The sequence below is a fragment of the Frankia alni ACN14a genome, from assembly GCF_000058485.1.
GTDB lineage: Bacteria > Actinomycetota > Actinomycetes > Frankiales > Frankiaceae > Frankia > Frankia alni.
Genome location: NC_008278.1, coordinates 1,550,370 through 1,575,625, shown reverse-complemented (window position 1 = coordinate 1,575,625; position 25,256 = coordinate 1,550,370). Strand labels below are relative to the sequence as shown.

The following is a 25,256-nucleotide window of genomic DNA, read 5'->3' as shown; positions in this document are numbered from 1 at the left end:
GCGGATGGTCTACGTCATCACCGCGGCCTGCCTCGACGTCACCGACCGGTCCTGCGTCGACGAGTGCCCGGTCGACTGCGTCTACGAGGGCCGGCGCAAGCTGTACATCCATCCGGAGGAGTGCATCGACTGCGGCGCCTGCGCGCGGGTCTGCCCCGTCGACGCGATCGTGTGGGAGCGCGACCTCGACGGCGACGGCCACGCACACCTCGGCGACGCGCACGCGTTCTTCTACCGCCCCCTGTCCGGTCGGCCGAAGCCGATCGGCGCCCCGGGTGGCGCGGGCATGCTCGGGCCGGTCGGAGTCGACACCGACCTGGTGACGGCCGCTCGACCCGCGGTCGGCGACCCGGCGACGAACCGATCGACGGACCCGGCGGCGCCGGCGCCGGAAGCGCAGGCGCAGGCGGTCCCCCCGCTGGCCTGAGCCGAGCGGGCCCTACCTACCGGTCGGCGTCCCCGGCCGGCGCGGCCTGCCCCGCCGCCTCGGAGCCGTTCCAGTCGACGAGCTGGACGATCACCCCGTTGGGGTCCCGGACCTGGAACGCCCGCTCGCCCCACTCCTCCACGGTCAGCGGCATCGTGATGGCGACCCCCTCGGCCTGCAACCGGGCCAACTCCCCTTCCAGGTCGTCGACGACGAAGGCGAGGATGAGGCCGGCGGCGTGCTCGTCGCGCTGATCGGCGGGCAGCGTTGCGAGACCGCGCCGCAGGAACACGACGTTCATGCCGGCGTCCTCGCGCGCCAGCGAGGCGAAGCCGTCCGCGGCCATCTGCTCGGCGAAGGCGAAGTGCTCGGCGAGGAAGGCGCTGGACGCGGCGACATCCTCGACATTGAGCGACACGGCGGAGGAGGTGATCTTCATGACTGCGCTCCCGAGGTGCGTGCGGGCGGCCTGATCGCACGAGAATCTTGTACGAGGTACATAGTACGCCGTATGAAGTAAGAACGGAGATCCATGCCCAGCGACCGGACCAGCGCCGGCGACCCCGTCAGGACCCTCGCCCTGCTCTGGCGCGACCCCTCGGCGACCCCGCGCCGAGGACCCGCCCGCGGGCTCAGCGTCGACGCGGTCGTCGACGCCGCCGTCACCCTGGCGGATGGGGAGGGTCTGGCGGCGGTGACGATGCGCCGCGTCGCGCAGGCGCTGGAGGTCGTCCCGATGACGCTGTACACCTACGTCCCTGGCAAGGCCGAGCTGCTCGACCTCATGCTCGACGCGACCTACGCCCGGATGGAGCGCGCAGACAGCACCGGCGAACCCTGGCGGAAGCGGCTGGCCGCGATCGCCAGGGAGAACAGGGCCCTGTTCGAGGCCCATCCCTGGGCCGCCGCCGTCTCCACGCTGCGCCCGTCGCTGGGGCCGGGCTCGATCGCCAAGTACGAGCACGAACTCGCCGCGCTCGACGGCCTCGGGCTCAGTGACACCGAGATGGATGACTGCCTCACCCACCTGCTGTCCTTCGTCCAGGCGAACGCGCGGGCCGCGATCGACGCGAACGAGACGCGGGCGGCCGACGGCCTGTCCGACCAGCAGTGGTGGGACCGGGCCGGCCCACTGCTGGCCCGAGTCCTCGACCCGGATGCCTTCCCGCTGGCCGTCCGGGTCGGCAGCGCGGCCGGGGCGGCCCGCGGCAGCGCGCACGACCCCGGACACGCCTTCCGCTTCGGCCTGGCCAGGGTCCTCGACGGGTTGGCCGCGCTCATCGAACCCGCCCGCGCCGTGGATACCGGTGAGCGTCCACCGGGGCCCGACCCGACGCCCGACTCGGCACCTTCACCAGCGCCCTGACCAGCGCCCTGACCAGCGCCCCGAGTAGCCGCCCCGAGTAGGCGCCCCGAGTGACGCTCCGAGTAGCGCCCCGGCCGGCGACCGGACCGGCGAAGGCCGGAGACTGGGCGTATGCCGACGCTGCCGCCCGATGTCGTCGCCCGACTGACCGCCGCCCTCGACCTCGTCGACGCGGACCTCGCCGCCCGCCATCCGGGCGACACCGGCGCCCGCCAGCCCGTCCACACCTGCTACCTGCCCGCAGATCAGATGGTCCCCGACGTCGTGCCGGCCTGGGGCGCCCGGGCAAGCGCCCTGCTCGCGACGTACGGCGCCGACCCGGCGACACTCGCCGCGGCGACCGGTGGCGACCCGCGGCCGCAGGTCGCCGCGGCCGTCCACGCCCACACCCGGCGCGCGCTCGCCGTCGAGCCGATCCAGGACCTGCGGGTCGACCTGGAGGACGGCTACGGCCTGCGGCCGGACGACGTCGAGGACGCCGACGCCGTGCGCGCGGCCGAGGCACTGCGCGCCGCGTCGGCCGCCGGGGCCCTGCCCGCCCGCTACGGGCTGCGGCCCAAGTCACTCGATCCGCTGGTCCGCGTCCGCGGGCTGCGCAGCCTCGACCTGTTCCTCACCGCGCTCGTCGGCGACGACTCCCCGCCGCCCGGCCTGGTGGTGACCCTGCCGAAGGTCAGCGACCCACGGCACCTGCGGGTCTTCGCCGACGTCCTCGGCGAGCTGGAGCGGCGGCTGGGGCTCGACCCGATCGGTCTTGAGGTGCAGGTCGAGACGCCGGCCGCGGTGCTCGCCCTGCCCGAACTGGTGCGCTCCGGCCTCGACCTGGGCCCCGGCCGCCTCGTCGGGCTGCATGTCGGCACCTACGACTACTCGGCGGCGCTCGGGATCACGGCCGCGCACCAGGCCAGCGACCACCCGGCGGTGGAGTTCGCCACGACGATGATGCAGCTCGCCGCGGCCGGCACCGGCGTCGACGTCGCGGACGGTTCGTCGAACCTGCTGCCCGTCGACGGCGACGAGCGGCCAGGCGCCTCCGGCGACGACGTGCGCCGCGCCTGGCACCGGCACGCGGAGCTGGTCCGCCGTGCCTGGCACCGTGGCCTCTACCAGGGCTGGGACCTGCATCCCGGGCAGTTGGTGAGCCGGCACGCGACGGTGGCCGGCTGCCTGCTGGCCGGGCTCGACGAGGCGCTGACCCGGCTGGCCGACCACGCCGCCGCCCGGCAGTCCGGCGCGGTCGCCGACGAACCGGCGACGGGGCGGGCCCTGGCCGGGCACGTCCTGCGGGCGCTGGACGCGGGCCTGCTGGACGACCCGCGCCTCGCCGCCGCGGGCCTCGACCGGGCGACGGTCACCCGCCTGGGTGGCCGGCGGAAATCCAACACGACCACCCCCGCCGGCCAGGCGTCACTCGATAAACCAAACAGCGGTAGTTCTTTGCATTAATAATAGGTGAACGGCGGCGAACATCGTTCGATACCCCGTTCTGGATGTTCCCGACGGGTCGACATGAGCCCAGTTGAGGTCTACAACAGACAGCGTGAACGACGGCATCCTGGTTTTGGTGGTCCTGACCGCGCTGGCCTTCGACTTCACAAACGGGTTCCATGATACCGGCAACGCGATGGCGACCTCGATCGCGACGCGGGCGCTGCCCCCGAAGGTCGCCGTCGCCCTGTCCGGGGCACTGAATCTCGTCGGCGCGTTCCTGTCGCTCAGCGTGGCCGCGACGATCGCAAGTGGCCTGGTCAACACCCATATCGTCACGCTGACGGTGGTCTTCGCGGGCCTGGTGGGCGGCATTACCTGGAATTTGCTGACCTGGTTCTTCGGAATACCGTCGAGTTCATCTCACGCCCTCATCGGCGGGGTCATCGGGGCGACCATGGCCGCCGCCGGCACGGACGGCGTCAAATGGCATGGCGTCGTGTCGAAGGTAATCATTCCGGCCGGCCTTTCCCCGGTGATCGCCGCCCTCATCGCGACCGTGGGAACCTACCTGATCTACCGGCTCAGTCGCGGTGTCCCGGACCGGACGCGCAGCCACGGATTCCGGATCGGCCAGATCGGCTCGGCGTCGCTCGTCTCGCTCGCGCACGGCACGAACGACGCGCAGAAGACGATGGGCGTCATCACCCTGGCCCTCATCGCCAACGGCACGGTGGACGCCGGCTCCAAGGCCCCGTTCTGGGTGATCCTGAGCTGCGCGCTCGCGATCAGCCTCGGTACCTACCTCGGTGGTTGGCGGGTGATCCGGACCCTCGGCAAGGGACTGGTCGAGATCGACTCCCCGCAGGGCATGGCCGCCGAGTCGTCCTCGGCCGCGACGATCCTGCTTTCCAGCCACTTCGGGTACTCCCTGTCGACGACGCACGTGGCGACGGGCTCGATCCTCGGCACCGGCCTGGGCCGCAAGGGCGCCGAGGTGCGGTGGAGCGTCGCCGGTCGGATGGCGACCGCGTGGCTGTTCACCCTGCCGGCCGCCGGGCTCGTCGGCGCCGGATGCTACGGGATCGCCCAGGGCATCGGCGGCACCCCCGGCGTGGTGATCGTCTTCGTGCTGCTGGTGATCGCGTCCGTCCTGCTGTACCTGCGAGCCCGCCGGACACCGGTCAGCCACCACAACGTCAACGACGAGTGGGACGGCGCGACCGCCCCCGCGGACGCCAAGGAGTCGGTCGCGGCCTGAGGTACGCGCGCACAGCGGTTTCGGACGAGACGGCCGGTCGCCCGTCGGACGGATCCTGGTGACGACCGGTGGACGTGACGAAGGGAGAGGCGGGCATGGATTCCTGGATCGACCTGGACGCCCTGTGGAAGATCGTCGTCATCGGCCTGCTCGCCGGGGCGGGGCTGCCCGCGCTGTTCGCGGTCGGGCTGCGCGCGGTGAGCCTGCCGGGTCGGGGCGGCGTGCCCGCCGTCGACGAGGCGGGCGGCGACCGCGTCATCGGGACGAATCCGCTCGGGATCGCCGCCGGCGCGGCGTGCTTCGCCGTGGTGCTGGCCGCGATCGGCTGGGGTATCTACTCCGTTGTCGCAGGAACGTGACGGTGCCGACAGGGAACGGGACGGTGCCGACAGGGAACGGGACGGTGCCGACAGGGAACGTGACGGTGCCGACAGGGAACGTCATTGGTCGGTTCCCGGAGTCGCCCGGGAGGTGAAGGAAAGGTGAGTGGCGTGGCGTTGCCTCCGTTGCTGGCATCCATCATCCAGTGGCTGCGGGCCGGATATCCCGACGGCGTCCCGGAGCGGGACTACCTGCCGTTGTTCGCGCTGCTGCGGCGCAAGCTGACCGGGGACGAGGTGACTGCGATCGCCGACGCGCTGACCACGAACGGTGACTCCGCCTCGGCCCTGGCGATCCGCACGGCGATCGCCGACGTCACCCACGACACCCCGTTGGAGGGCGACATCGCCCGAGTCAGCGCCCGGCTGGCAGCCGGCGGGTGGCCGCTGGCCTCCCCGTCCCGCCCACGGCCCGCCACCGAGACCTGACGGCTCGGCACCGCTGCGCCGAGCGGTTCTCCCCCAGGTCGCGGTCGGTCGGCCAAGGCCCCCGTCCACCCACAGCCCAGGTCACGGCCCCCGTCAACCCACGGCTAGGTCATTCCCCGTTGACTCGCCCCGGGTCGTCCACCCGGCGTGCGGTATCGGGTCAGCTGCCGCGATAGGTCGAGTAGCCGAACGGCGCCAGCAGGAGCGGGACGTGATGGTGCTCCGCCGGGTCCGTGACGTGGAACGCGATGCTCACCTCGGGGAAGAAGGTCGAGCGGGCGCTTGTGTCGAAGACGAGCCGCCAGCGGCCGGGCATGGTCAGCGGCAGGTCGCCGACCCGGCCGTCGGCGTCGGTGACCGCCTCGGCGACCACGGTCCAGTCGGCACCGGTCTGGCCGGTGCCGCTCCGGCCGGTGCCGCTCCGGCTTGTCTCGCCGGTGCCGTCGGACTTCGGGCCGGATTTCCCCCGTTCGAGCCGAACCGGCACCCCCACTGCGGGCCGCCCCTGCGCCGTGTCCAGGACGTGTGTGGACAGTCCCATCGCGCCTCCGTCCAGTCCCCGGCCCCGTCGCGACCAGCCTGCGTCGCCGGTCCTCCCCCGCCCCGCGCCTTCGCCAACCCGCGCCTTCGCCAACCCGCGCCTTCGCCAACCCGCGCCTTCGCCAACCCGGCCGCCCTTCGGCCGGCCGGGCCCCGATCGTCGTCCGTCGTCACCGCCGGCGGGCTACGCTCCGGTGATCAGGTGCCGGATCCGCAGGGCGGTGATCTCCGCCTGCTGGCCGGCGGCGATGCGCAGCTCCTCGTCGGGCTCGTGGGCCATCCGCTCCTGCAGCAGGGCGAGCATCTCCTCGGCGCCGCGTCCCGCCGCGCGGACCAGGAAGATGTAGCCGAAGCGCTCCTCGTAGGCGGCGTTGCCGGAGACGAACGCCGCCTTGATCGCCTCGGGGGCCTCGTCCATCGCCGCCTGCTCCCGCCGGGGGGCGTCGAGGGAGACCACCGATGCGCGTGACGTCGTCGGTGGCGCGGGGATGCCGGTCGGGCGCTCCCCGATCCGGGGATGCGCGGTGAACGCCTCGAACCAGGCCGATTCCGGCAACCGCCACCATTCCTGCTCGGCGGCGGGAAGCAGAGCGGCCAGGGTGCCGAACGGGCGGCGGGCCACCACCGCCTCGGCCCAGTCTTCGGACTCGCAGCAGGCCAGCAGCTCCTCGCGGGCCGCGTCAGGGGAGAGTGCGTCGAACCAGCGCATGGCCAGTGCCTCGCGCCCGGTGGCCGTCGGGACGCCGGTGAGCCGCAGCCGGGCCAGGCCCCCGTCGGGGATCGCGTCGACGCGAACATGGGTGGCCTGGACGGGCACCTCCAGGTCGAACAGGTGCCGGGTGTTGGGCTGCACCCGCGTGCGCGGCAGCAGCGGTACCCACTCGGTGATGGCGTCGATGTCATCCGGGTCGAGCAGGTCCGGGTAGTCCGCCGCCCACAGCTCGACGGCCCGGGGGGCGTTGCCGCGGAAGTGGCGGGTGTCGACCTCGGCCCGCACGATCAGACCCTGCGTCGTCAGGCGGACCGCCGCCCAGTCGTGCCCGGTGCCACGGCGGCGCCGGGTCTCCCAGCCCTCTCCCATCGCCCGGGCGTCGCCGGAGGCGTTGAGGTTGTGCCGGTCGCCGTAGTGCATGTCGCTGGCGGCCACCACCACCCCGCCCAGGTAGGCGGCGGCAAGATCGGAGGTGACCCGGTCGAGCAGGCGCGGATCTGGCACGACCGTGCCATGCACGCGCAGCCGGGCGACTCCGCCGTCCGGATGGATGGTCAGCCGCAGGTGGGTGATGCGCAGCCGGCCCGCCTCCGCCACGGGAAGCACGTTGACCGCGTCGGCGGTGATCGGCGTGCGCGGGACCAGCTCCACCCAGTCGACGGCGTCATCGGCGACCTCCGCGGCGGACGGGTACCCGGCGACCGTCGCGCCGTGGATCTCGACGGCCTCCGGTGCGTTGCCGGTGAAGTGGGTGGTGTCGACGGTGATCGCGTGGGCGATCCCGGGCGCGCCGAGACGGACGATGGCCCAGTCGGCCCCCGGCAGATCGCGGCGGCGGCGGGTCTCCCAGCCGTCGGTCCACTGGCCCCGTTCGGTGAACACGCCGGGGCGCACGACCGGCGGCTCGGGCAGCAACATCCGCTCCGCGAACGCGAAGAACTCGTCGTTGACGGCCACGACCGTGCCGCCGGAACGGGCTGCCGCCAGGTCGACGAGATTGGTCAGGTCGGGCTCGTCACTCATCGGATCCTTCTCTCGGTCGAGCGGTGTCACCTGCGGCAACCGGCTGCTGCGCCGCTGGTCGGGCGGCCGCCGGGTCGCCACCGGGCTCGGTGGCGCTCCGGTGCGGGCAGGCTGGGTCGGCACGTTTGCGGGACGCAAAGGGTACGTCCCGACGACGCCTGCGGCTGGTCCGGGTCGGCATCGCACGGCCGGACGTGGGGGCCCATCCGCGCCAGCCATGGACCCGGGCCCCGGCAGGCAGGAGGGGTCCTGGCCCGATCGGGTGAGGTGGCAACCTCACCGTGCCAGCAGGCGTCCCCGCGGCGGGCGGTCACCGTCCGCACGCACCCCCCGCAGATAGGTTGCCCGGACGACTCCGTCGAGGCTGCGTCCAGCGTAGGGGGTGAGCGGGTGGCGATGCCGCAGCATGGACGGCTCGACCAGGAACGACGCATCCGGGTCGAAGACGACGAGGTCGGCGTCCGCACCGACGGCGAGCCGGCCCTTGCCGCGCAGCCCGGCGAGGTCGGCTGGCCCCGCGCACATCCAGGCGACCACCTCGGCGAGGGTGTGCCCGCGGGCGCGGGCCTGGGTCCACACCGCGGGTAGCCCGATCTGCACGGACGCGATGCCGCCCCAGGCGGCCGCGAAGTCGCCGCTGTCGATGTGCTTGACCTCCGGCGTCGACGGCGAGTGGTCGCTGACAATCCCGGTGAGCAATCCCGCCGGCATCGCGTCCCACAACCGGTCCAGGTTCGATCTGCCCCGGATGGGCGGGGCGCACTTGAACACCGTGGCCCCTTCGGGGACCTCCTCCGCTGTGAATGTCAGGTAGTGCGGGCAGGTCTCGGCGGTCAGCGCAAGCCCCTCCGCGCGGGCGGCGAGGATTTCGTCGAGCGCCTCGACGGCGGACAGGTGCAGCACGTGCAGCCGCGCGCCCGTCGCCGCGGACAGCGCCGCCAGCCCCGCCACCGCCTGCGTCTCCGCCGCCGCGGGCCGGGAGGCCAGCCAGCTCGCGAAGGCCCGCCCGGCGACCGGCGGCGCCGCCGCGAGGACGGCGGGCGACTCGGCGTGCACGACGGTCAGGGCGCCCATCCGGGCGGTGTGCCGGGCGGCGGCAGCCAGCACCTCCATCGAGACGTGCGGGAACTCCTCGACCCCCGACGGGGCCAGAAAAGCCTTGAAGCCGAAGACGCCGGCGTCGTGCAGGGCGGCCAGATCGGCGAGACTGCGGGTGTCGGCACCGATGATGCCGCCCCAGAACCCGACGTCGACGGCGATCTGCCCCTCGGCCACCGCCCGCTTGATCGCCAGCGCCGCCAGCGAGGTCGTCGGCGGAATCGCGTTCAACGGCATGTCGATGATCGTGGTGACGCCGCCCGCCGCCGCGGCGCGGGTCGCGGTCGCGAAGCCCTCCCACTCCGTCCGACCCGGCTCGTTGACGTGCACATGGCTGTCGACCACACCGGGTAGCAACGCCAGGTCGCCGAGGTCGGTGACCTGGACGTCCGCCGGCACCTCGGTGGGCTCGGTGATCGCGGCGATCCGGCCGTCGGCGAGGTGTACCGCCGCCGGCCGCTCGCCGTCGGGCAGGACTACCCGACTGGATCGCAGCACCTGCGGCCGCTCCGGCAGGCGCGCCGGCGCGCCTGGGGGGTACTCACTCATGCCGTCGAAGCACCTCCAGCCGGGTCGACGCCGGCGTCGGTCGGGACGTCGGGGCGGATCAAGATGTCGACGCCGATCGGGACGTCGGGGCGGGTCGGGACGTCGGGGCGGGTCGGGACGTCGGGGCGGGTCGGGAGGTCGACGAGGTCCTGGGGGCGCACCGGGACCCGCCGCAGGTCCCGCCCGACCGCCGCCCGGATCGCGGCGACGATCGCGGGGGTGGCGGTGCAGGTCGGCGCCTCCCCGACGCCCTTGACCCCGTAGGGCGCCTCGGGCTGCGGCTCGGTGACGGCGACGAAGTCCAGGTCGGGGACGTCCGCGGTGGTCGGCAGAAGATAGTCGTGGAAGGTCGGGTTGACCACCACCCCGTCGACGGTGACCAGCTCCTCCATCAACGCGAGGCCCAGCCCCTGGGCGGTGCCCCCCTCGACCTGCCCACGCAGGGACAGGGGGTTGAGCACGGTGCCGCAGTCCTGGGCCAGGGCCATCGACACGACCCGGACCAGGCCGAGATCGATGTCCACGTCGACGACCGCCCGGTGGGCCGCGCCGGCGAACGCCACGTGCGGATCTCCCTGGCCCTCGGCGTCCAGCGCGGTCGTCCGCCGGTGGTGGAAGGTGTAGTCGGCCTCGATCGGACCTTCGGCCAGGGCGTCGGCGATGTCGATGCGCAGCCCGGCCTCCACGCCGACGATCTGTCCGGCGGCGATCCGCAGAGTGCGCCGGGGGGCCTCGACGACCTCGGCCGGCAGGTCGGCGGCCCGTGCGACCCGGGCGAGCAGCCGGTCGGCGACCGCGAGACAGGCACCGCGCACCGCGCCGCCGCTCATCCAGGTCTGGCGGGAGGCACTGGTGGAGCCGGCGCTGCCGACCGCGGTGTCCGCGGGGGCGAGGACGACCTGTTCGACACCGAGCTCGGTGCGGGCGATCTGGCCGGCGATGGTGACGAAGCCCTGGCCGACCTCGGCGCAGGCGCTGTGCACGCGGACACGCGGCGTGCCGTCGTCGGTCAGGTCCAGCCGAACGCGAGCGGCCGACGAGTCGTCCATGCCCTCCGAGAAGAGGAGGTTCTTGTAGGCCAGGGCGTAGCCGACGCCGCGGCGCACCCGGCCCGGCTCCGCGGCGGCGGGCAGACCGCCGGGCAGGGCGAGGCCGGTGACGTCCGCGGCCGGCGGCGCCGGGGGCAGCGGACGGGCGGCGACGAGCTGGATGAGCTCACGCGCCGGCAGCGGGGCGCCGAGCACCTGCCCCGTCGGCAGGACATCCCCCGGTCGGACGGCGTTGCGGATCCGCAGCTCGACGGGGTCCATGCCGAGCGCGTCCGCCAACCGGTCCATCTGGGCCTCGTGGCCGATGGTCACCTGTGGCACGCCGAAACCCCGCATGGCCCCGCAGGGCGGGTTGTTGGTCCGCACGGCCACCCCGCGCAGCCGCGCATGCGGAACCCGGTAGGGGCCGGCGGCGTGGGTGACCGCGTTCGCGAGCACCGCGGGGGAGGACGACGCGTAGGCACCGCCGTCGAGAACCACGTTGGCCTGGACGCTGACCAGCTCGCCGTCGGCGGTCGCGGTGTGGCGGAACCACATCCGGGCGGGATGGCGGTGCGGATGACCGAGGAAGGACTCGACCCGGTCGTAGGCGATCCGCACCGGCGCGCCCGCCGCCCGGGCCAGCAACGCGCCGTGGATCTGGAGGGTGACGTCCTCGCGCCCCCCGAACGCACCCCCCACGCCCGCCAGGGTGAGGCGGACGAGGTTCTCCGGGATGCCCAGACAGGCGGCGAGCTGCTCGCGGTCCGAGTGCAGCCACTGGGTCGCGACGTGCAGGTCCACCCCGCCGTCGGCCGCCGGGACGACCAGGGCCGCCTCCGGTGCCAGGAACGCCTGGTCCTGCATGCCGACCACATAGCGGTCCTCGACGACGACGGGACCGTCAACCCCGGGCTCGCCGTGCCGGATGTCGATCTCGCGGAACAGGTTGCCGGCAGGATGCAGGGCTTCCGCGTCCGCGGCCAGCACCCGATCCGGGTCGGTCGAGGGGGGCAGCGGCTCGTAGTCCACCTCGATCGCGGCGAGCGCGCGGCGGGCGGTCGCGGCGTCGACCGCGGCCACGGCGGCGACCGGCTCCCCGGCGTAGCGCACCTCCGTCGCGGCGAAGACCGGCTGGTCGGCGACGATCAGCCCGTAGGTGGCCACGCCCGGGACGTCGGCGGCCGTGACCACGGCGGCCACCCCGGGCAGGCGGCGGGCCGCCGCGGCGTCGACGCGCCCGAGGCGGGCCCGTGGATGCGGCGAGCGCAGCGTGCGCGCGTGCAGCATCGACGGCATCCGCAGGTCGCCGGCGTACCGGAATGTTCCGCTCGCCTTGTCTGGTCCGTCCGGGCGATGCACCGCCCGCCCGATCCCACCTCGCACGACCTCACCCCCCATCCGCACCCCCATCCAGACGACGGTGGATCCCCTCAGGCGCGTCAGCATCCCCCGAGCGGAGGACGCCGCGCTCAGCCTGGACCGCCCGCACGGCGGCGAGGATGCGGCCATAGCCGGTGCACCGGCAGATGTTGCCGGCCAGCGCCTCGCGGATTTCCTGCTCGTCGGCGTCCGGATGGCGGGTAAGCAGATCCGTCACCGCGACCACGAAGCCCGGGGTGCAGAAGCCACACTGCACCGCCCCCTCGGCCAGGAACATCGCCCGGATCGCCCGGGCCAGCCCCACACCGCCCAACCCGGCGACGGTGACCACCCGGGTGCCGTCGGCGTCCGCGGCGAGCACCGTGCAGGACGCCGCGAGCCGGCCGTCCAGCAGCACCGAGCAGGCCCCACACCGACCCTGTTCGCACGCGTCCTTCACCGCCGTCACCCCAAGGGTGTCCCGCAACACGGTGAGCAGCGAATCGCCGATCCGCGCACCGTTCACCGTGCGCAGGAAACCGTCGACGTTCAGCCGGTAGTTCTCGCCGCCGTCCGCCCCGCCATCCCCACCGCCGACCTCCCCATCGCCGGCATCCCTTGCCCCACCGCCGACACGATCTGCCCCACCGCCGGCACGGTCTGCCTCACCGCCGGCAGCGCTCACCCCGTCCGCCCACGGGTCGGGGCCGTCCGCGGACGCGGCGGTCACGACATCCCCCCGGTGGCGGGGTCCCCGGCGGGGCCGGTCGCCGGGGGTGTGGTCACGTGCAGGCAGCGGGCGAGCGCCCGGCCGGCGAGCACCCCGGCCGCGTGCCAGCGGTACTCCGCGGAGCCACGAGGGCCCACGGGCAGGGCGGGAGTGATCCGGGCAGCCGCCTCGACGACCAGGTCGCCGAAACGCCGGGCCGCCGCCGGGGACACCGTCCCGGTCGACCAGTCGACCTCGTCGCCTGCGTAGCTCTCGGCCGCCCCCATCCGGGCCGGCAGCAGACCCACTCCCCCGATCGCGCACGTCAGCCGGTGGCGGACCCGGTCCACGAGCACAGCGCACGAGACGACCGCGGGATACGCGGCCTGCCGATCACCGATCTTGAGGTAGACCTGCGGGCCGCCCGGACGAGCCAGTCGGACCGCCGTGACGAGGGCGTCGGGGGCCAACCCGTCGGCGAGGAAGCGTGGCAACGGCAGCCGGTCCGCTCCTCGGGGCGAGGTGGTGAGCACCTCGGCGTCGGCGGCCGTCAGGAAGGTGAGCAGGTCGCCGGCGGGCCGCGCCGACCCCAGCGCACCGCCGACCGTGCCGGTGTTGCGGATCTGGACGGAGCCGACGACCCGGGCAGCCCGCGCCAGGCCGGGCGAGAGCGACCAGCCCGCCAGGTCCGTGTAGGTCACCCCCGCGCCGACGGTCAGACTGTCCGCCCCGGCACCGCGTACCCGCAGTTCGAGCACCCGGCGCAGCGCGACGACCACCTCCGCGGCCCGCTCCCCGGAGCGCAGTGCCGGGACCAGATCGGTGCCGCCGCCCAGCAGCGCCACCGCGGCACCGGAGTCGTGCGCGGCGGCGAGCATCTCCACCGCCTCACCGACGGTGCGTGGCCGGAACATCGCGGACGTCGTTCCCCCGGTCATCACCATGCCCACTTCCGCCGGAACCGACGCCGACCGGAACCCGACCGCCAGGACCGCGCCAGGAGAGTCCTGGACCGCACTCGCCCCCTCGGGCCCGCGGCGGAGAATCCGGGGGGGCCGGACGGGCGGGATCGGCGGGCACGCCCGGGGGCGGCGGGGCAGGCGGACGAACGGTGCATGGAAACCGACCCTAGAGGCGAAAAGTTACAATGATGTTCGACCATGCGGACGCTCCGTGAGGCCACCCCGACCGGGCCGGGGGCCGTTGCACCAGCCCCACCGGGGACAGTCGCCGCATCCGGCCGGCCCGAACCCTCACCGGCCGGCCAGCACTCCCTCACCGAGTGTTACATGCACGATGTCGAGTCGAGATACCGAGCCGTTTCCCTCCTTAAATGGGACCTTTGTCCCCTCTGTGGCCGGAACGCGCGGTTCTCCTCCGTCCTCGCGTGTCATGAGGGTCCGACCGGGAGGATGGCCTCCTGGAAAGGATGGTCCGCCCGGTAACGGCTCCGGCCAGATCGCGAGGTCGTCCGGACACCGCACCGGGCCGGCGGCCCGATCGCCGCCGGCGGCACGCGAGCGAGGTGGGCATGTCACGTCGTCTGAAGAACACCACCACCGCACTGCGCCACGGCTGGCATCCGGTGGCGCGCTCCGAGGAGGTCGCCGACGAGCCGGTGACGGTCCGGCTGCTGGGTGAACCGTGGGTCCTCGCCCGCCTGGACGATGGCCTGGCGGCGTTCGCCGACCGGTGCCCGCACCGGCTCGCCCCGCTGTCGGCCGGCCGGGTCGATGCGCGCGAGCTCGTCTGCGGCTATCACGGCTGGCGCTTTGTCGCCTCCGGCGAGTGCACCGCGGTTCCCGCCCTGGGCCCCGGGGTGCCGCCCCCCAGACGGGCCAGGGCCGCCCCACCGTGGGGTGTGGTGGAGCGGCACGGCCTGATCTGGATCGCGCCGGAGGAACCGTTCACCGACCTGATCGAGATCCCCGAGGCGGACGAGCCGGGTTTCGACTCGGTCTGGCTCGAGCCGTCGCGGTCCTCCGCCTGCGCCGGCCTGCTCGCCGACAACTTCCTGGACACGGCGCACTTCCCGTTCGTGCACGCCGGCACGATCGGCGCCGGCGAGGCCACCGTGGTCGCGCCCTACCGGGTGACACCGGACGGCGACGGATTCGTCGTGCAGATGGAACAGCGGGTCGCCAACCCGGAGGACCCCAAGGTCGCCACCGGCGAGCATCCGCTCGTTCAGCGCCGCTGGTCGACCTACGTGTACCGGCCACCGTTCATGCTGCGCCTGCGCCTGGACTACCCCGACGCCGGGATGATCAACACGATCCAGTTCTGCCTGCAACCGGAGGACGCCGGATCCACCCGGATCTACACGAGGCTGCTGCGCGACGACCTGGGCGGGGACGCCGCGCTGATGGCCGAGGCCGCCCGCTTCGAACAGGCGGTGCTCGACGAGGACCTCGCACTGCAGGAGCGTTTCGACCTCGACGGCCTGCCCCTGCTCGGCGACCCGCCGGGAGGCGAACCGCTGCGGGGCGACGATGCCGACCTCACCGAGGAGGTGAGTGTCCGGGCCGACGCCGCGGGAGTCGCACTGCGTCGGTCGCTGGCCTCCCTCGTCGAGCGGGCGGCCCGGCTGCCGACGAGCGGCTCCGGGCAACCCTCCGACGGCCGGGACCGGCCCCGCACCACCGCCCGCCGCACCGAGTTCCGGCACACACCGATCCGTTAGCGAAGAAGGCGAGCGAAGAAGGCGGGTGACCGAGCCGGCCGACGGAGTCGCATCCGGCGGCCCGGCGAAACGACAGTCCAAAGCACTGTCCCCGGACGAGTCAGTTTCAGCCCGATACGACGGCGCGATCTGGCATGCTGTCAATCGTGGACTTGCCCGGAGCCGGGGCCCGAGACAGTGGCACTTCACTGGGACTTCTTCATCTCGTACACGGCAGCCGACCTGCCAACCAATGACGGAGCATGATCGGGCGCGGCCGATCGTCGACCCTGGATGGGCGGATCTCGATCCCCGCGAATTCGAGCGGTTCCGCCGGCTGGTGAGCGCCTCAGGATCACGCGCCGACGTCGGCCTCGCCGGGCTGGCGGACCTTGAGCTGGCCGCCGCCCTCGGGGTGGCCCGCCCGGGCGCTCCGTCGACGTCGACGGCAGACAGCTCGGAGCCGGTCCTGCTGCCCGAGGCCCTGTTGCTGTTCGGCCGGCCGGAGGCGATCCGCTGGTTCCTGCCCTGGCACGAGGCGGCGATGCAGGTCCTGCGGGCCGACACGGCGGTGGTGAACGACTTCTTTCACTGGCCGCTGTTCCGGCTCGCCGAGGAGCTGCTCGCCCGCTTCCGCGCCCGCAACACCGAGCAGGTGATCCGGTTCGAACTCCTGCGGGTACACGTTCCCGCCTTTTCGGAGCAGGCGTTCCGGGAGCTGATCACCAACGCGCTGACCCATCGGGACTATGAGGTTCCCGGCGCCGTCCACGTGCGATGGGCGGACGATCGCATCGAGATCACCAATCCCGTGGCGCCGGGCGCCGGAGGGCCACCCGCGGCCGCGCTCGCGGGGCCGCCCCGCCCGCGCAACCCCCTGCTCGCCGACGCCTTCCGGCGGGCCGGGATCGCCCAGCGCACGGGGCACGGGATCAGCCGCGCCGTCGCCGACCAGCTCCGGCACGGTCTCGCGGCTCCCCACTTCGATCATCCGGCCGAACGGACGATCGTCGCCACCCTGCCCGCCGTCCCCGCGGACCTGGCCTTCGCCCGGTACGTCGCGGCCCGCGAGCGGCTCGGCCGGCCGTTGGGTCGAGCCGACCTTCAGCTCATCACCGCGCTACGGCAGACTCCGCGGCTACGCACGGCGCAGGCGGCCACCCTGCTGGGCGTGGATCGTTCGCAGGCACGCGCCCACCTCATCCGCCTGCTCCACGCCGGTCTGGTCCAGGTGGGGGGTGACAGCGCGGGCCGCACCTGGCATCTGACCGATCAGGTGCACCGCGACCTGCGCGAGTGCGCGGCGCACGTCCGGGCCCAGACCGCCGTCGGCCATCCGACGACACCGGCGCCGCCCGCGCCGCCCCCACCAGCATCGCCGCTGTCACCCGCACCGCCTGGATGGGCCATCCCCGGTGGGGGTCCCGCCCTGCCCCACCGGCCGCGGGCGGCTGACGGGGGCTGACGGAAACCGAGGCACCTCACCCGTCCGGCGACAGATCCCAGGGGAGAGCCGGTCGGGATCGGTGGCCGGCGACCACGCGACCACGCGGGCACGAGGCGTCGGGGATATCAGGGGCGGGTGTAGAGCAGCCGGCCGAGGGTCGCCAGGGTCCGAAGCGGGAACGGCAGCCGGCAGCCGAGATCGGCCGCGGCGGTGTCGACGGCGGCGAGCTCGCCGAGCACCGCCTCCCACGGGGCATCGCTCATCAGGCCCAGCAACGGCAGCGGGCAGGCCGCCCGCACCCAGCCCTGGTCCACCACGACGAACCCGCCACCCATGCCCTCGACCGCTCGAGCGGCGGTCAACATGTCGTCGTCGCGGGCGCCGACCACGACCACGTGGCCGGGCGCGTGGAGCGTCGACACCCCGAGCGCGCCGCGGGTGAGCCCGCAGCCGCGGATCAGCCCGACGTCGATCGGTGCGCCGCCGCCGTCGCGCTCGAAGACCGCGACCTTGTGCAGGTCGCGGGTGGGATCGGCGACGGCGTACCCGCCGTGCACCGTCGGCTGCACCCGCACCGTGCGCACGCCGTGCCGACGGGCCGTCGTCGTCACCGGCTCGGGCCCCGCACCGCCCAGGGGGCTGCGTCCGGACCCGCCCGCAACCGGATGGGCGGCCGGCTCGCGGGGCACGTCGATGCTCACCGCCGCGACGCTGACGTCCTGCCGGCCCGCCCGGCTCAGCCCGGGGCCGGCGAAGGAGCCGGCATGCAGGTTCGCCGGCAGCCGGATCCGGCCGACGGCCCAGGCCGGCGCCACATCGTGGTTGTCGAACAGTGGGCGGCCATGCTCTGCGGCGATCCGGCCGCCCGCCACCACCACGTCGGGCGGGGCGGTGCCGGCGAGCGTGGTCACCACCTGCAGGTCGGCCAGCCGGGCGGGGGCGATGGAGCCCAACGCCGAGTCCAGGCCGTACGACCGGGCCGGGAGCAGGGTGGCATGCCGGATGGCGTCGATGGGCCCCATGCCCTGGCCGACGGCGAGCCGCACGTCGTGGTCGAGATGGCCGTGGGTGGCGAGTTCGGTGACCGTGCGGTACCTCGCCGGGCTCGGGTAGTCCAGCGCCCAGCGCAGTCCGGCGGCGTCCGCCACCGGCCCCGCACCCAGCGCGGACAGGCCGCTCACCCCGGCCCCCGGCGGTGCCGGGCTCACCTCGACCACCGAGGTGGTGGTGGGCGAGGTGGGAGGGATCGCCCCGGGACCGGTGACCGGTGCGATGGGCGGGGGCGACGCGGCAAGCGTCAGGTCGGCGTCGGCAGGCAGGACACCGCCCGAACGGAGCAGTACCCGCAGCGGCGTCGCGGAGCCCGTGGCGAGCTCCGAGCCCCGGGCCCCGCCGAGCGCGAGCAGCGCCGCCGGGTCGCTCAGCAGCGTCACCGTCCCGCGCGGGATGAGCAGACGGGCCAGCTCGCCCGCGCTGAGCAGTGTCTCCTCGACCCGCAGCCCGGCGTCGACGTAGGCGGGTACGACGTAACGGCCGGCGGCGTCGAGAGAGCGCCGGCCGCTGAGCATTCCGGGCCTGGTCACGGCGGCGATGTACCGCCCGACGATGAGGATGTCGCGGCTGACCACCGTGCCGTCGTGCACGACGACGACCAGGCCGCCCCGCACGATCAGGTCGGCGTCCTCCTCGCCGTCGGCGACCCGGCGCAGGCGGGCCAGCTCGGCGGCCGAGGGGGGCAACCGGTCCGCGCCGGTCACCGGGAGGCGCCCGATCGGACCGGCCGGTTCCGGCGCGGGTTCGTGCCGGTCCAGGCGGGGGATCACCACGGGCGACTCCGTGCGGGCTGGCGCCCGCGGGTATGTGGCCGAACCGGCGGAAACCATCCGCGTCGGCCGGACCACCCGGCCGTGCGCCGCCATCAGCCGGGGTCCGAGGCTGGTGCATTCGACGTTCAAAGGCAGCCCTTCGTCCGCCGGCCGGCGCCGGCGGCGCATCTACATCCGAAGACGGCAGGCAGGGAAGGCGGCCGCCCGGGAACATCGCGTAATTCGCGCCGATTTTTGTTATATCGCAGGGGAATCGCGAGATACGCCGCGGGAGGGCAGGCCGGGGGGCGACGACGTGCACGGCAGAGAGCCGACCGCCCCAGGATGGCCCGTCCGGACGAGGCGGCGGGTGCGATCGACGGCACCATTGCGGGCATCACAGTCATCGCTACCTGCCACGACCCGAGTTCGGCCCGTACCGCGCCAGGACGATCGCCTCGACGAAGCCGACGACGGCGTACAGCGCGATGCTCGCCACCGTGATCACGACCACCGAGGCCCACACCCCGCCGTAGTTGAACGTCTGCTGCGCGCGTTGCATGTAGTAGCCGAGCCACTCGCCGGTCGCCAGCCACTCGGCGAGCAGCGCACCGATGACCGCGCCCGGGACGGCGATGCGCGCGGAGACGAACAGCGCCGGCAGGGCGCTGGGCAGCGCGACCTTGCGCAGCACGGTCGCGGGACCACCCCCGTAGGCGAGGACCAGGTCGGCGGCGGCCGGCGGGCCGGACCTCAGTCCGAAGACCAGGTTGACCAGCGACGGGAAGAACACGATGATCCCGGCGATGACCCCGACCGCGGTCAGACCCCGCCCGAAGATCAGGGTGAGCAGCGGGATCATCGCCACGAGCGGCACCGACCGCAGCATCATCGCCACCGGCATCAGCGCCCGTTCCACCGAGCGGAACAGCACGAAGGTCACGGCGACGACGATCGCGGCAACGGTGCCCGCCGCGTACCCGACCCCGGCGTCGCCGAGGGTGTGCCACAGCCCGTCGAGGATCGCCCGCCGGCTCTCGGCGGCCTTGTCGGCCGTGAACAGGTACGTCCACACCGCCTGCGGATCCTTGGCGACCAGCGGGTTGAGGTCGAACACGGCGATGAACGCGTACCACAGACCGACGATCACGGCGGCCGACGCGACGACGGACAGCAGCGTGCGCCCGACCCGCAGCAGGATCGCCGTGAGCAGCACGTGCGTGCCATGCCCCGCGGCCGCCGCCGAAGCCGAAGGCGCGGAGCCGCCCGTGGCCGGTGCCGCGGCGGTCGCCGGCGGGGCGCCGGCCGTCACAGCCCGCCTCCCGGGTTCCCGCGCGGTGCCCACGGGGTGAGCAGGCGGGCGACGAGCGCGGTCAGCGCGTAGCCCAGTCCGGCGACCGCGGAGGCGACCACGGCCAGCGCCCACGTCCGCGGGACCTCCAGGGCCTGCTGGGAGTGGACCATGGCCACGCCGAGCCCCCGGTCGGCGCCGAGGAACTCGCCGATGATCGCGCCGAGGACGGCCGCCGGCGCGGCGATCTGCAGCCCGGCGAAGGTGCTCGGCAGGGCGGCCCGCAACCGGATGTACCGCATCTGCTTCCAGGCGCCGCCCCCGCTGGCCCGCACCACGTCGAGGCTCGCCGGGTCCGCGGCCCGCAGGCCGAGCAGGGTGCCGACCATCGTCGTGAAGAACACGGAGATGCCGGCCAGGGCGATCTGCGGGGTGCTGCCGTCGAACACGGTGGTGAGGATCGGGCCGATCGCGATGATCGGCAGGCAGTAGGACGCCACGCCGATCTGCAGCAGCACCCGCTCCACCACCGGCACGCCGAAGAACACCACGGCGAGGCCGATGGCCAGGCCGTTGCCGATCAGCCAGCCCTTCGCCGCGATCTGGACCGTCGAGGTCACCGACGTCCACATGAGCCGGTGGTCATCCCACAGCGCCCGCACGACCTCCCACGGGGTGGGCACCACCCCGCCGTTGTCCAGGACGGTGACCGCGAGCACCCACCACAGCGCGAGGAGCCCGACGATCCCGGCCGCGCCACCGATCCAGGCCGGCAGGTCGGCGCCCGTCCCGGCCCCGCCGCGGCGGCGTCCCGTGCCGCGACCGTCCGACCCGCCCGACCCACTCGGGCCGGAGGATCCCCCCGGCCCCCCGGGTGGCCGGCCCGGACCACCGCCGGTGGCGCCGAAGGCGGCGTCCTGCAGGGTCGTCATGCGCCGCTCCGGGCGGGGTCGGCCGCCGGCGTCCCCGCCGAGGCCGACGCCGTCTCGCCGCCGGAGAACAGCAGCGCCGACAGCTCGTCGTGCAGCTCGTGGAACCGCGCCGAGCGCAGCATCTCCGGGGTGCGCGGTCGGGGCAGGTCGATGTCGACGAGCGAGGAGATGCGGCCCGGTCGGGCGCTCATCACCGCGACGGTGTCGGAGAGGATCACCGCCTCGGGGATGGAGTGGGTCACGAGCAGGGTCGTCGTGGCCCGTTCGCCCCAGATCCGCAGCAGCTCGAAGTTCAGCCGTTGGCGGGTCATGTCGTCGAGGGCGCCGAACGGCTCGTCGAGCAGCAGGATGCGGGGCTCGACGACGAGGGCGCGCGCGATCGCGACCCGCTGGCGCATCCCGCCGGAGAGCTGCGCCGGGCGGGCCTTCTCGAAGCCGGTGAGCCCCACCAGCCGGATCAGGTCCGCGATCACCGCCCGGTTCGCCTTCACCCCGGCGACCTCCAGCGGCAGCCGGATGTTGGCCTCGACCGAGCGCCACGGCAGCAGCGCCGCGTCCTGGAAGGCGATGCCGAGGTGATGGCCACGTCGGGCGGTCGCCGGAGGCTCCCCGTGCACCAGCACCTCACCGGCGCTGGGCGCGTCGAGATCGGCGAGGATGCGCAGCACCGTCGACTTCCCGCAGCCCGACGGCCCGATGAGCGTCAGGAACGAGCCCTCCTCGGTGGCGAGGTTGACGTCGTCGAGGGCCAGAATCGACGAACGGCCGAGGCGGAACTCCTTGCGCAGGCCCACCACGCTCACGCCGGAACCAGGAACAGCAGCGGAGGGAGCCGACGGTCCCGGGGCCGGCTCTGGCATGGACGTGGCGGCTGCGCTCATATGAGTTCCGGCTTCTCCTTGTACAGCTCTCGGATGATGGACAGGTCGAACAGCTTGTCGGCAGTGATGTCGACGCCGGCGAGCTTGAGGGTGGCGATGTTCTCCTCGACCAGCGTGTCGGTGAGTGTGAACAGCCCGTTCTTCTTCGTCTCCTCGGTGAGGATGAGCTTGTTCTGGTCGGCGCTCTCCAGGCCCTGTTCCTTCTCGTCCAGGCCGAGATCCTTGCCGTAGACGGTGGCGGCGAGCTTGGCACCGAGCGCGGCGTCGGAGGTGGCGTCCTTCCAGCCGCGGATCTCGGCGGTCAGCGCCGCCTTCACCTTGTCGCGGTTCTTCGCGATCGACTCGTCGGTGACCATGAAGGTCTCCGAGACGAGCGGATAGTTGTGGTCGGCCAGCAGGAAGGTGGTGACGTCGAAACCCTTGACCCGCAGCAGGTTCGGCTCGTTCGTCACGAACGCGAACCAACCGTCGACCGTTCCGGTGGTCAGCGGCAGCGGGTCGAACTCCACGGGCACCTTCGTGATGGACGAAGGGTCGAGCTTGTTGGCCTTCAGGAACGCCGACCAGACCGACTCGTTGGTCGCCTGCACGCCGATCTTCTTGCCGACCATGTCCTGAGGCGTCCTGAGGGGGCTCTTGGCCATGGACAGGATGGCGAACGGGTTCTTCTGGTACTGCGCCCCGATGATCTTCAGGGGGGCGCCCTGGGCGATCGCGGTCCCGGTGATGTCCGGGGAGGAGATTCCGATGAAGGCCTTACCCGTGGCGACGTCGGTGTCCTGCGGCGTCGCCGACGGGCCACCCGCGATCAGGTTGACGCCGGAGAATCCGGCCGCCTTGTAGTAACCGCGCTGGTCGGCGACGTACTCCCCGGCAAACTCCGCATTCTTGATCCACGACAGGCGGACGGCGAGCGTCCCGAACGACGCGGCGCCGGAGCCGCCCGAGCCCGAGTCGTCGCTGGCGTCGCTGTCGTCGCTGCCGCACGCGGCGAGCAGGCCGCCCCCGCCGGCGGTGAGCAGAGTCGCTCCCGCGGTCACTCCCACGCCCCGGCGGAGAAAACCCCGCCGATCCAGACCTGTTGTCACCAAACCCCCATCACACTCGTCCCGGGCACACCCCGTCGGCCGGTCGATCCGACCTGCCCGAGCGGTCTCCCGGACGCTAGGAAGGAGGCGTATCCGTCTCATCGCACCTGTGTGAATTGCCAGTAACTCCATTCTGGCCGCCAGGCCGGTCGCGCTCCACCACCGCCCCCGGGATTCCCGTCGACCGAAACGTCACCGAAACCTGGATGCCCCGAAAGCGGTTCAACGTTCACCTGCCCGACATCGGGCGACGGCCGAAAGACGAACGTGCGGAGTGCCGCGGAACTCGCGCGCCGACCGGCCGTCCGGGCCGCGGCGACGCCGGCATCATTGGCCGCGCCTGCTAGGCTTCGCGTTCGTGCTGCTGAGCCCCCATGAACAGGAACGGCTGCTCATCCATGTGGCGGCCGGACTCGCCCGGGAACGACGCGCCCGCGGGCTGCGGCTGAACCATCCTGAGGCGACCGCCCTCCTCACCTCGTTCCTGCTGGAGGGCGCCCGCGACGGCCGCAGCGTCGCCGACCTGATGACCGCCGGGCGCGGCGTGCTCACCCGGGACGACGTCATGGAGGGGGTGCCGGAGATGCTCGCCGAGGTCCAGGTCGAGGCGACGTTCCCGGACGGCACCAAGCTGGTCACCGTGCACCAGCCGATCGCGTGATTCCCGGCGAGATCCTGCCGGGCGAGGACCCCGTCGAGATCAACCCGGGGCGGCCCGTGCGGACGGTACTGGTCCGCAACACCGGCGATCGTCCGGTGCAGGTCGGATCGCACTACCATTTCGCCGCGGCCAACCCGGCGCTCGACTTCGATCGCGACCTCGCCTGGGGGCACCGGCTGGCGGTGCCCGCCGGCACCGCGGTCCGCTTCGAGCCCGGGGTGGAACGCGAGGTCGACCTCGTCCCGCTGACCGGGGCCCGCATCGTGCCCGGCCTGCGCCCGGAGTCGGCCGGCCCGCTCGACGGGCGCGCGGTCCGCGCCGGGGGTGCGGTCCGCGCCGGGGGTGCGGTCCGCGCCGGGGGTGCGGTCGTCGGCGACAGTCCCGCAGCGACGCCAGGCACGACGGGCGCGACCGGCGACCTGCCGGGCTATCTCGGAGAGGGCTCATGAGCCGCCTGGACCGATCCCGCTACGCGTCGCTCTATGGACCGACGGTCGGCGACCGCATCCGCCTCGCCGACACCGACCTGTTCATCGAGGTGACCGAGGACCGCAGCCGCGGTCCGGGGCTCGCCGGCAGCGGCGACGAGGCGGTCTTCGGCGGTGGCAAGGTCATCCGCGAGTCCATGGGCCAGTCGCGGGCGACCCGCGCGCAGGGCGCGCCCGATCTCGTCATCACCGGCGCCGTCGTCCTCGACCACTGGGGCGTGATCAAGGCGGACGTCGGCATCCGCGACGGGCGGATCGTCGCCCTCGGCAAGGCCGGCAACCCGGACACGATGGACGGCGTCCACCCCGACCTGGTCATCGGGCCCGGCACCGAGATCATCGCCGGGAACGGGAAGATCCTCACCGCGGGCGCGGTCGACTGCCACGTGCACCTGATCTGCCCGCAGCAGGTCCCCGAGGCCCTCGGGGCCGGGATCACGACCCTCATCGGCGGCGGCACCGGCCCGGCCGAGGGCACGAAGGCGACCACCGTGACGCCGGGCTCGTGGAACCTCGCGCGGATGCTGTCCGCGATGGACGACTGGCCGGTGAACATCGTCCTGCTCGGCAAGGGCAACACGGTCAACGACGAGTCGATGTGGGAACAGCTCCGGGCCGGCGCCGCCGGGTTCAAGCTGCACGAGGACTGGGGCACGACGCCCGCCGCGATCGACGCCTGCCTGCGCGTCGCCGACGCCGCCGGCGTCCAGGTGGCGCTGCACTCGGACACGCTCAACGAGGCCGGCTTCGTCGAGGACACCCTCGCCGCCATCGCCGGCCGGGCCATCCACGCCTACCACACCGAGGGCGCCGGCGGCGGCCACGCCCCGGACATCATCACCGTCGCGGCCGCCGCCAACGTGCTGCCGTCGTCGACGAACCCGACCCGCCCGCACACCGTCAACACCCTCGACGAACACCTCGACATGCTGATGGTCTGCCACCATCTCAACCCGAGCGTGCCCGAGGACCTGGCCTTCGCCGAGAGCCGGATCCGGCCGTCGACGATCGCCGCCGAGGACATCCTGCACGACCTCGGCGCCATCTCGATGATCGGTTCGGACTCGCAGGCGATGGGCCGGATCGGCGAGGTCGTGCTGCGCACCTGGCAGACGGCGCACGTGATGAAGCGGCGCCGTGGGGCCCTGCCGGGGGACGGCCCGGCCGACAACGCGCGGGCCCGGCGGTACGTCGCCAAGTACACGATCTGCCCGGCGGTGGCGCACGGGCTGGACGCGCAGATCGGCTCGGTCGAGCCCGGCAAGCTCGCGGACCTGGTGGTCTACGATCCCGCGTTCTTCGGGGTGCGGCCGTCGCTGGTACTCAAGGGTGGGTTCGTCGCCTGGGCGGCCATGGGCGACGCCAACGCCTCCATCCCCACCCCGCAGCCGGTGCTGCCCCGCCCGATGTGGGGGGCCGCGCGGGGTCCGGCCGCCGCCTCGTCGCTGACCTTCGTCTCGCCCGCCGCGATCTCCGACGGGTTGCCCGAGCGGCTGGGCCTGGCCACGCCCGTGGTTCCGGTGGAGGACGTGCGCCGGCGCGGCAAGGCCGACCTGCCGGAGAACACCGCGACGCCGGACATCCGCGTCGACCCGGACACGTTCACGGTCTCGATCGACGGCGAGGCCGTCGAGGCCGACCCGGTGCGCGAGCTGCCGATGGCCCAGCGGTACTTCCTGTTCTGACGGC

At 73.5% G+C, this 25,256-nt stretch carries 23 protein-coding genes; 11 read left to right on the top strand and 12 right to left on the bottom strand.

Translation table 11 applies throughout. The features are described from left to right. Positions 1–4 precede the first annotated feature (4 nt). Positions 5–427: a ferredoxin gene (fdxA, locus tag FRAAL_RS06400; RefSeq protein WP_011602659.1), complete on the top strand. Its 423-nt coding sequence runs from the start codon at positions 5–7 to the stop codon at positions 425–427. A gap of 16 nt (positions 428–443) precedes the next feature. Here fdxA and FRAAL_RS06395 read toward each other — a convergent pair whose 3' ends face one another. Beyond that, a complete protein-coding gene (locus tag FRAAL_RS06395) occupies positions 444–866 on the bottom strand; it encodes a VOC family protein (RefSeq protein ID WP_011602658.1) in 423 nt (140 codons plus the stop codon). A gap of 93 nt (positions 867–959) precedes the next feature. On the opposite strand from FRAAL_RS06395, the gene FRAAL_RS06390 reads away from it, so the two are divergent. The 5 genes from FRAAL_RS06390 to FRAAL_RS06370 all read left to right on the top strand — a co-directional run bounded on the left by FRAAL_RS06390 (position 960) and on the right by FRAAL_RS06370 (position 5,291). Further along, on the top strand, positions 960–1,793 hold the full coding sequence (locus FRAAL_RS06390; protein WP_011602657.1) for a TetR/AcrR family transcriptional regulator: 834 nt from the start codon (positions 960–962) through the stop codon (positions 1,791–1,793). A 111-nt stretch (positions 1,794–1,904) separates the two neighbouring features. Further along, positions 1,905–3,239 carry a DUF6986 family protein gene (locus tag FRAAL_RS06385; protein ID WP_011602656.1) on the top strand — a complete coding sequence of 445 codons (1,335 nt, stop codon included), beginning with the start codon at positions 1,905–1,907 and terminating at the stop codon, positions 3,237–3,239. Positions 3,240–3,333: 94 nt separating this feature from the next. Further along, positions 3,334–4,482 carry an inorganic phosphate transporter gene (locus FRAAL_RS06380; RefSeq protein ID WP_041938925.1) on the top strand — a complete coding sequence of 383 codons (1,149 nt, stop codon included), beginning with the start codon at positions 3,334–3,336 and terminating at the stop codon, positions 4,480–4,482. 95 nt (positions 4,483–4,577) lie between these two features. Beyond that, complete coding sequence (locus tag FRAAL_RS06375) at positions 4,578–4,841, top strand: hypothetical protein (RefSeq protein ID WP_041940231.1); 264 nt, start codon at positions 4,578–4,580, stop codon at positions 4,839–4,841. 132 nt (positions 4,842–4,973) lie between these two features. Continuing rightward, positions 4,974–5,291, top strand: a complete 318-nt coding sequence (locus tag FRAAL_RS06370; RefSeq protein ID WP_041938924.1) for a DUF3349 domain-containing protein — start codon at positions 4,974–4,976, stop codon at positions 5,289–5,291. Positions 5,292–5,451: 160 nt separating this feature from the next. On the opposite strand, the gene FRAAL_RS06365 is transcribed toward FRAAL_RS06370, so the two are convergent. The 6 genes from FRAAL_RS06365 to FRAAL_RS06340 form a co-directional block, all read right to left on the bottom strand. After that, positions 5,452–5,832 carry a hydroxyisourate hydrolase gene (locus FRAAL_RS06365; RefSeq protein ID WP_041938923.1) on the bottom strand — a complete coding sequence of 127 codons (381 nt, stop codon included), beginning with the start codon at positions 5,830–5,832 and terminating at the stop codon, positions 5,452–5,454. 183 nt (positions 5,833–6,015) lie between these two features. Continuing rightward, the gene (locus FRAAL_RS06360) at positions 6,016–7,566 is read right to left on the bottom strand and encodes an allantoicase (protein ID WP_041940230.1); all 1,551 of its coding nucleotides are present in this window, start codon (positions 7,564–7,566) and stop codon (positions 6,016–6,018) included. A 276-nt stretch (positions 7,567–7,842) separates the two neighbouring features. Next, complete coding sequence (gene allB, locus FRAAL_RS06355; protein WP_011602650.1) at positions 7,843–9,213, bottom strand: allantoinase AllB; 1,371 nt, start codon at positions 9,211–9,213, stop codon at positions 7,843–7,845. Next, complete coding sequence (gene pucD, locus FRAAL_RS06350) at positions 9,210–11,642, bottom strand: xanthine dehydrogenase subunit D (RefSeq protein WP_011602649.1); 2,433 nt, start codon at positions 11,640–11,642, stop codon at positions 9,210–9,212. The genes allB and pucD overlap by 4 nt, the downstream gene beginning before the upstream one ends. Continuing rightward, positions 11,632–12,333: a (2Fe-2S)-binding protein gene (locus FRAAL_RS06345; protein ID WP_063822601.1), complete on the bottom strand. Its 702-nt coding sequence runs from the start codon at positions 12,331–12,333 to the stop codon at positions 11,632–11,634. Before FRAAL_RS06345 ends, pucD begins: the two co-directional genes overlap by 11 nt. After that, positions 12,330–13,256, bottom strand: coding sequence for an FAD binding domain-containing protein (locus FRAAL_RS06340; protein WP_050997024.1), 927 nt, complete (start codon positions 13,254–13,256; stop codon positions 12,330–12,332). The genes FRAAL_RS06345 and FRAAL_RS06340 overlap by 4 nt, the downstream gene beginning before the upstream one ends. Before the next feature lie 587 nt (positions 13,257–13,843). Here FRAAL_RS06340 and FRAAL_RS06335 point away from each other — a divergent pair. Together FRAAL_RS06335 and FRAAL_RS06330 are read left to right on the top strand one after the other, a co-directional pair. After that, positions 13,844–14,995 carry a Rieske 2Fe-2S domain-containing protein gene (locus FRAAL_RS06335; RefSeq protein ID WP_011602646.1) on the top strand — a complete coding sequence of 384 codons (1,152 nt, stop codon included), beginning with the start codon at positions 13,844–13,846 and terminating at the stop codon, positions 14,993–14,995. A 232-nt stretch (positions 14,996–15,227) separates the two neighbouring features. Next, on the top strand, positions 15,228–16,439 hold the full coding sequence (locus tag FRAAL_RS06330; RefSeq protein ID WP_063822599.1) for an ATP-binding protein: 1,212 nt from the start codon (positions 15,228–15,230) through the stop codon (positions 16,437–16,439). 107 nt (positions 16,440–16,546) lie between these two features. On the opposite strand, the gene FRAAL_RS06325 is transcribed toward FRAAL_RS06330, so the two are convergent. The 5 genes from FRAAL_RS06325 to FRAAL_RS06305 form a co-directional block, all read right to left on the bottom strand. Next, positions 16,547–18,247, bottom strand: a complete 1,701-nt coding sequence (locus FRAAL_RS06325) for an adenine deaminase C-terminal domain-containing protein (protein WP_041940228.1) — start codon at positions 18,245–18,247, stop codon at positions 16,547–16,549. Between the two features lie 388 nt (positions 18,248–18,635). Continuing rightward, the gene (locus FRAAL_RS06320; protein ID WP_157891999.1) at positions 18,636–19,538 is read right to left on the bottom strand and encodes an ABC transporter permease; all 903 of its coding nucleotides are present in this window, start codon (positions 19,536–19,538) and stop codon (positions 18,636–18,638) included. After that, positions 19,535–20,449 carry an ABC transporter permease gene (locus tag FRAAL_RS06315; protein WP_011602642.1) on the bottom strand — a complete coding sequence of 305 codons (915 nt, stop codon included), beginning with the start codon at positions 20,447–20,449 and terminating at the stop codon, positions 19,535–19,537. Before FRAAL_RS06315 ends, FRAAL_RS06320 begins: the two co-directional genes overlap by 4 nt. After that, positions 20,446–21,330: an ABC transporter ATP-binding protein gene (locus tag FRAAL_RS06310; RefSeq protein ID WP_041938922.1), complete on the bottom strand. Its 885-nt coding sequence runs from the start codon at positions 21,328–21,330 to the stop codon at positions 20,446–20,448. Before FRAAL_RS06310 ends, FRAAL_RS06315 begins: the two co-directional genes overlap by 4 nt. Continuing rightward, on the bottom strand, positions 21,327–22,370 hold the full coding sequence (locus FRAAL_RS06305; RefSeq protein WP_011602640.1) for an ABC transporter substrate-binding protein: 1,044 nt from the start codon (positions 22,368–22,370) through the stop codon (positions 21,327–21,329). Before FRAAL_RS06305 ends, FRAAL_RS06310 begins: the two co-directional genes overlap by 4 nt. A gap of 406 nt (positions 22,371–22,776) precedes the next feature. Between FRAAL_RS06305 and FRAAL_RS06300 the strand changes: the two genes are divergently transcribed. The 3 genes from FRAAL_RS06300 to FRAAL_RS06290 are packed head-to-tail and all read left to right on the top strand — an operon-like array spanning position 22,777 to position 25,252. Further along, positions 22,777–23,079 (top strand): urease subunit gamma, encoded by a 303-nt coding sequence (locus tag FRAAL_RS06300; protein ID WP_011602639.1) that lies wholly within the window; start codon positions 22,777–22,779, stop codon positions 23,077–23,079. After that, positions 23,076–23,528 carry an urease subunit beta gene (locus tag FRAAL_RS06295; protein ID WP_011602638.1) on the top strand — a complete coding sequence of 151 codons (453 nt, stop codon included), beginning with the start codon at positions 23,076–23,078 and terminating at the stop codon, positions 23,526–23,528. Before FRAAL_RS06300 ends, FRAAL_RS06295 begins: the two co-directional genes overlap by 4 nt. After that, entirely contained in the window at positions 23,525–25,252 is a 1,728-nt protein-coding gene (locus tag FRAAL_RS06290; RefSeq protein ID WP_011602637.1) for an urease subunit alpha, read from the top strand. Before FRAAL_RS06295 ends, FRAAL_RS06290 begins: the two co-directional genes overlap by 4 nt. The last annotated feature ends 4 nt before the right edge of the window (positions 25,253–25,256 follow it).

Coding starts and splice junctions, on each gene's coding strand:
- fdxA (WP_011602659.1), top strand. CDS start 5: ATGGTCTACGTCATCACCGCGGCCTGCCTCGACGTCACCGACCGGTCC.
- FRAAL_RS06395 (WP_011602658.1), bottom strand. CDS start 866: ATGAAGATCACCTCCTCCGCCGTGTCGCTCAATGTCGAGGATGTCGCC.
- FRAAL_RS06390 (WP_011602657.1), top strand. CDS start 960: ATGCCCAGCGACCGGACCAGCGCCGGCGACCCCGTCAGGACCCTCGCC.
- FRAAL_RS06385 (WP_011602656.1), top strand. CDS start 1,905: ATGCCGACGCTGCCGCCCGATGTCGTCGCCCGACTGACCGCCGCCCTC.
- FRAAL_RS06375 (WP_041940231.1), top strand. CDS start 4,578: ATGGATTCCTGGATCGACCTGGACGCCCTGTGGAAGATCGTCGTCATC.
- FRAAL_RS06365 (WP_041938923.1), bottom strand. CDS start 5,832: ATGGGACTGTCCACACACGTCCTGGACACGGCGCAGGGGCGGCCCGCA.
- FRAAL_RS06360 (WP_041940230.1), bottom strand. CDS start 7,566: ATGAGTGACGAGCCCGACCTGACCAATCTCGTCGACCTGGCGGCAGCC.
- allB (WP_011602650.1), bottom strand. CDS start 9,213: ATGAGTGAGTACCCCCCAGGCGCGCCGGCGCGCCTGCCGGAGCGGCCG.
- pucD (WP_011602649.1), bottom strand. CDS start 11,642: ATGGGGGGTGAGGTCGTGCGAGGTGGGATCGGGCGGGCGGTGCATCGC.
- FRAAL_RS06340 (WP_050997024.1), bottom strand. CDS start 13,256: ATGGTGATGACCGGGGGAACGACGTCCGCGATGTTCCGGCCACGCACC.
- FRAAL_RS06335 (WP_011602646.1), top strand. CDS start 13,844: ATGTCACGTCGTCTGAAGAACACCACCACCGCACTGCGCCACGGCTGG.
- FRAAL_RS06330 (WP_063822599.1), top strand. CDS start 15,228: ATGACGGAGCATGATCGGGCGCGGCCGATCGTCGACCCTGGATGGGCG.
- FRAAL_RS06315 (WP_011602642.1), bottom strand. CDS start 20,449: ATGACGACCCTGCAGGACGCCGCCTTCGGCGCCACCGGCGGTGGTCCG.
- FRAAL_RS06310 (WP_041938922.1), bottom strand. CDS start 21,330: ATGAGCGCAGCCGCCACGTCCATGCCAGAGCCGGCCCCGGGACCGTCG.
- FRAAL_RS06290 (WP_011602637.1), top strand. CDS start 23,525: ATGAGCCGCCTGGACCGATCCCGCTACGCGTCGCTCTATGGACCGACG.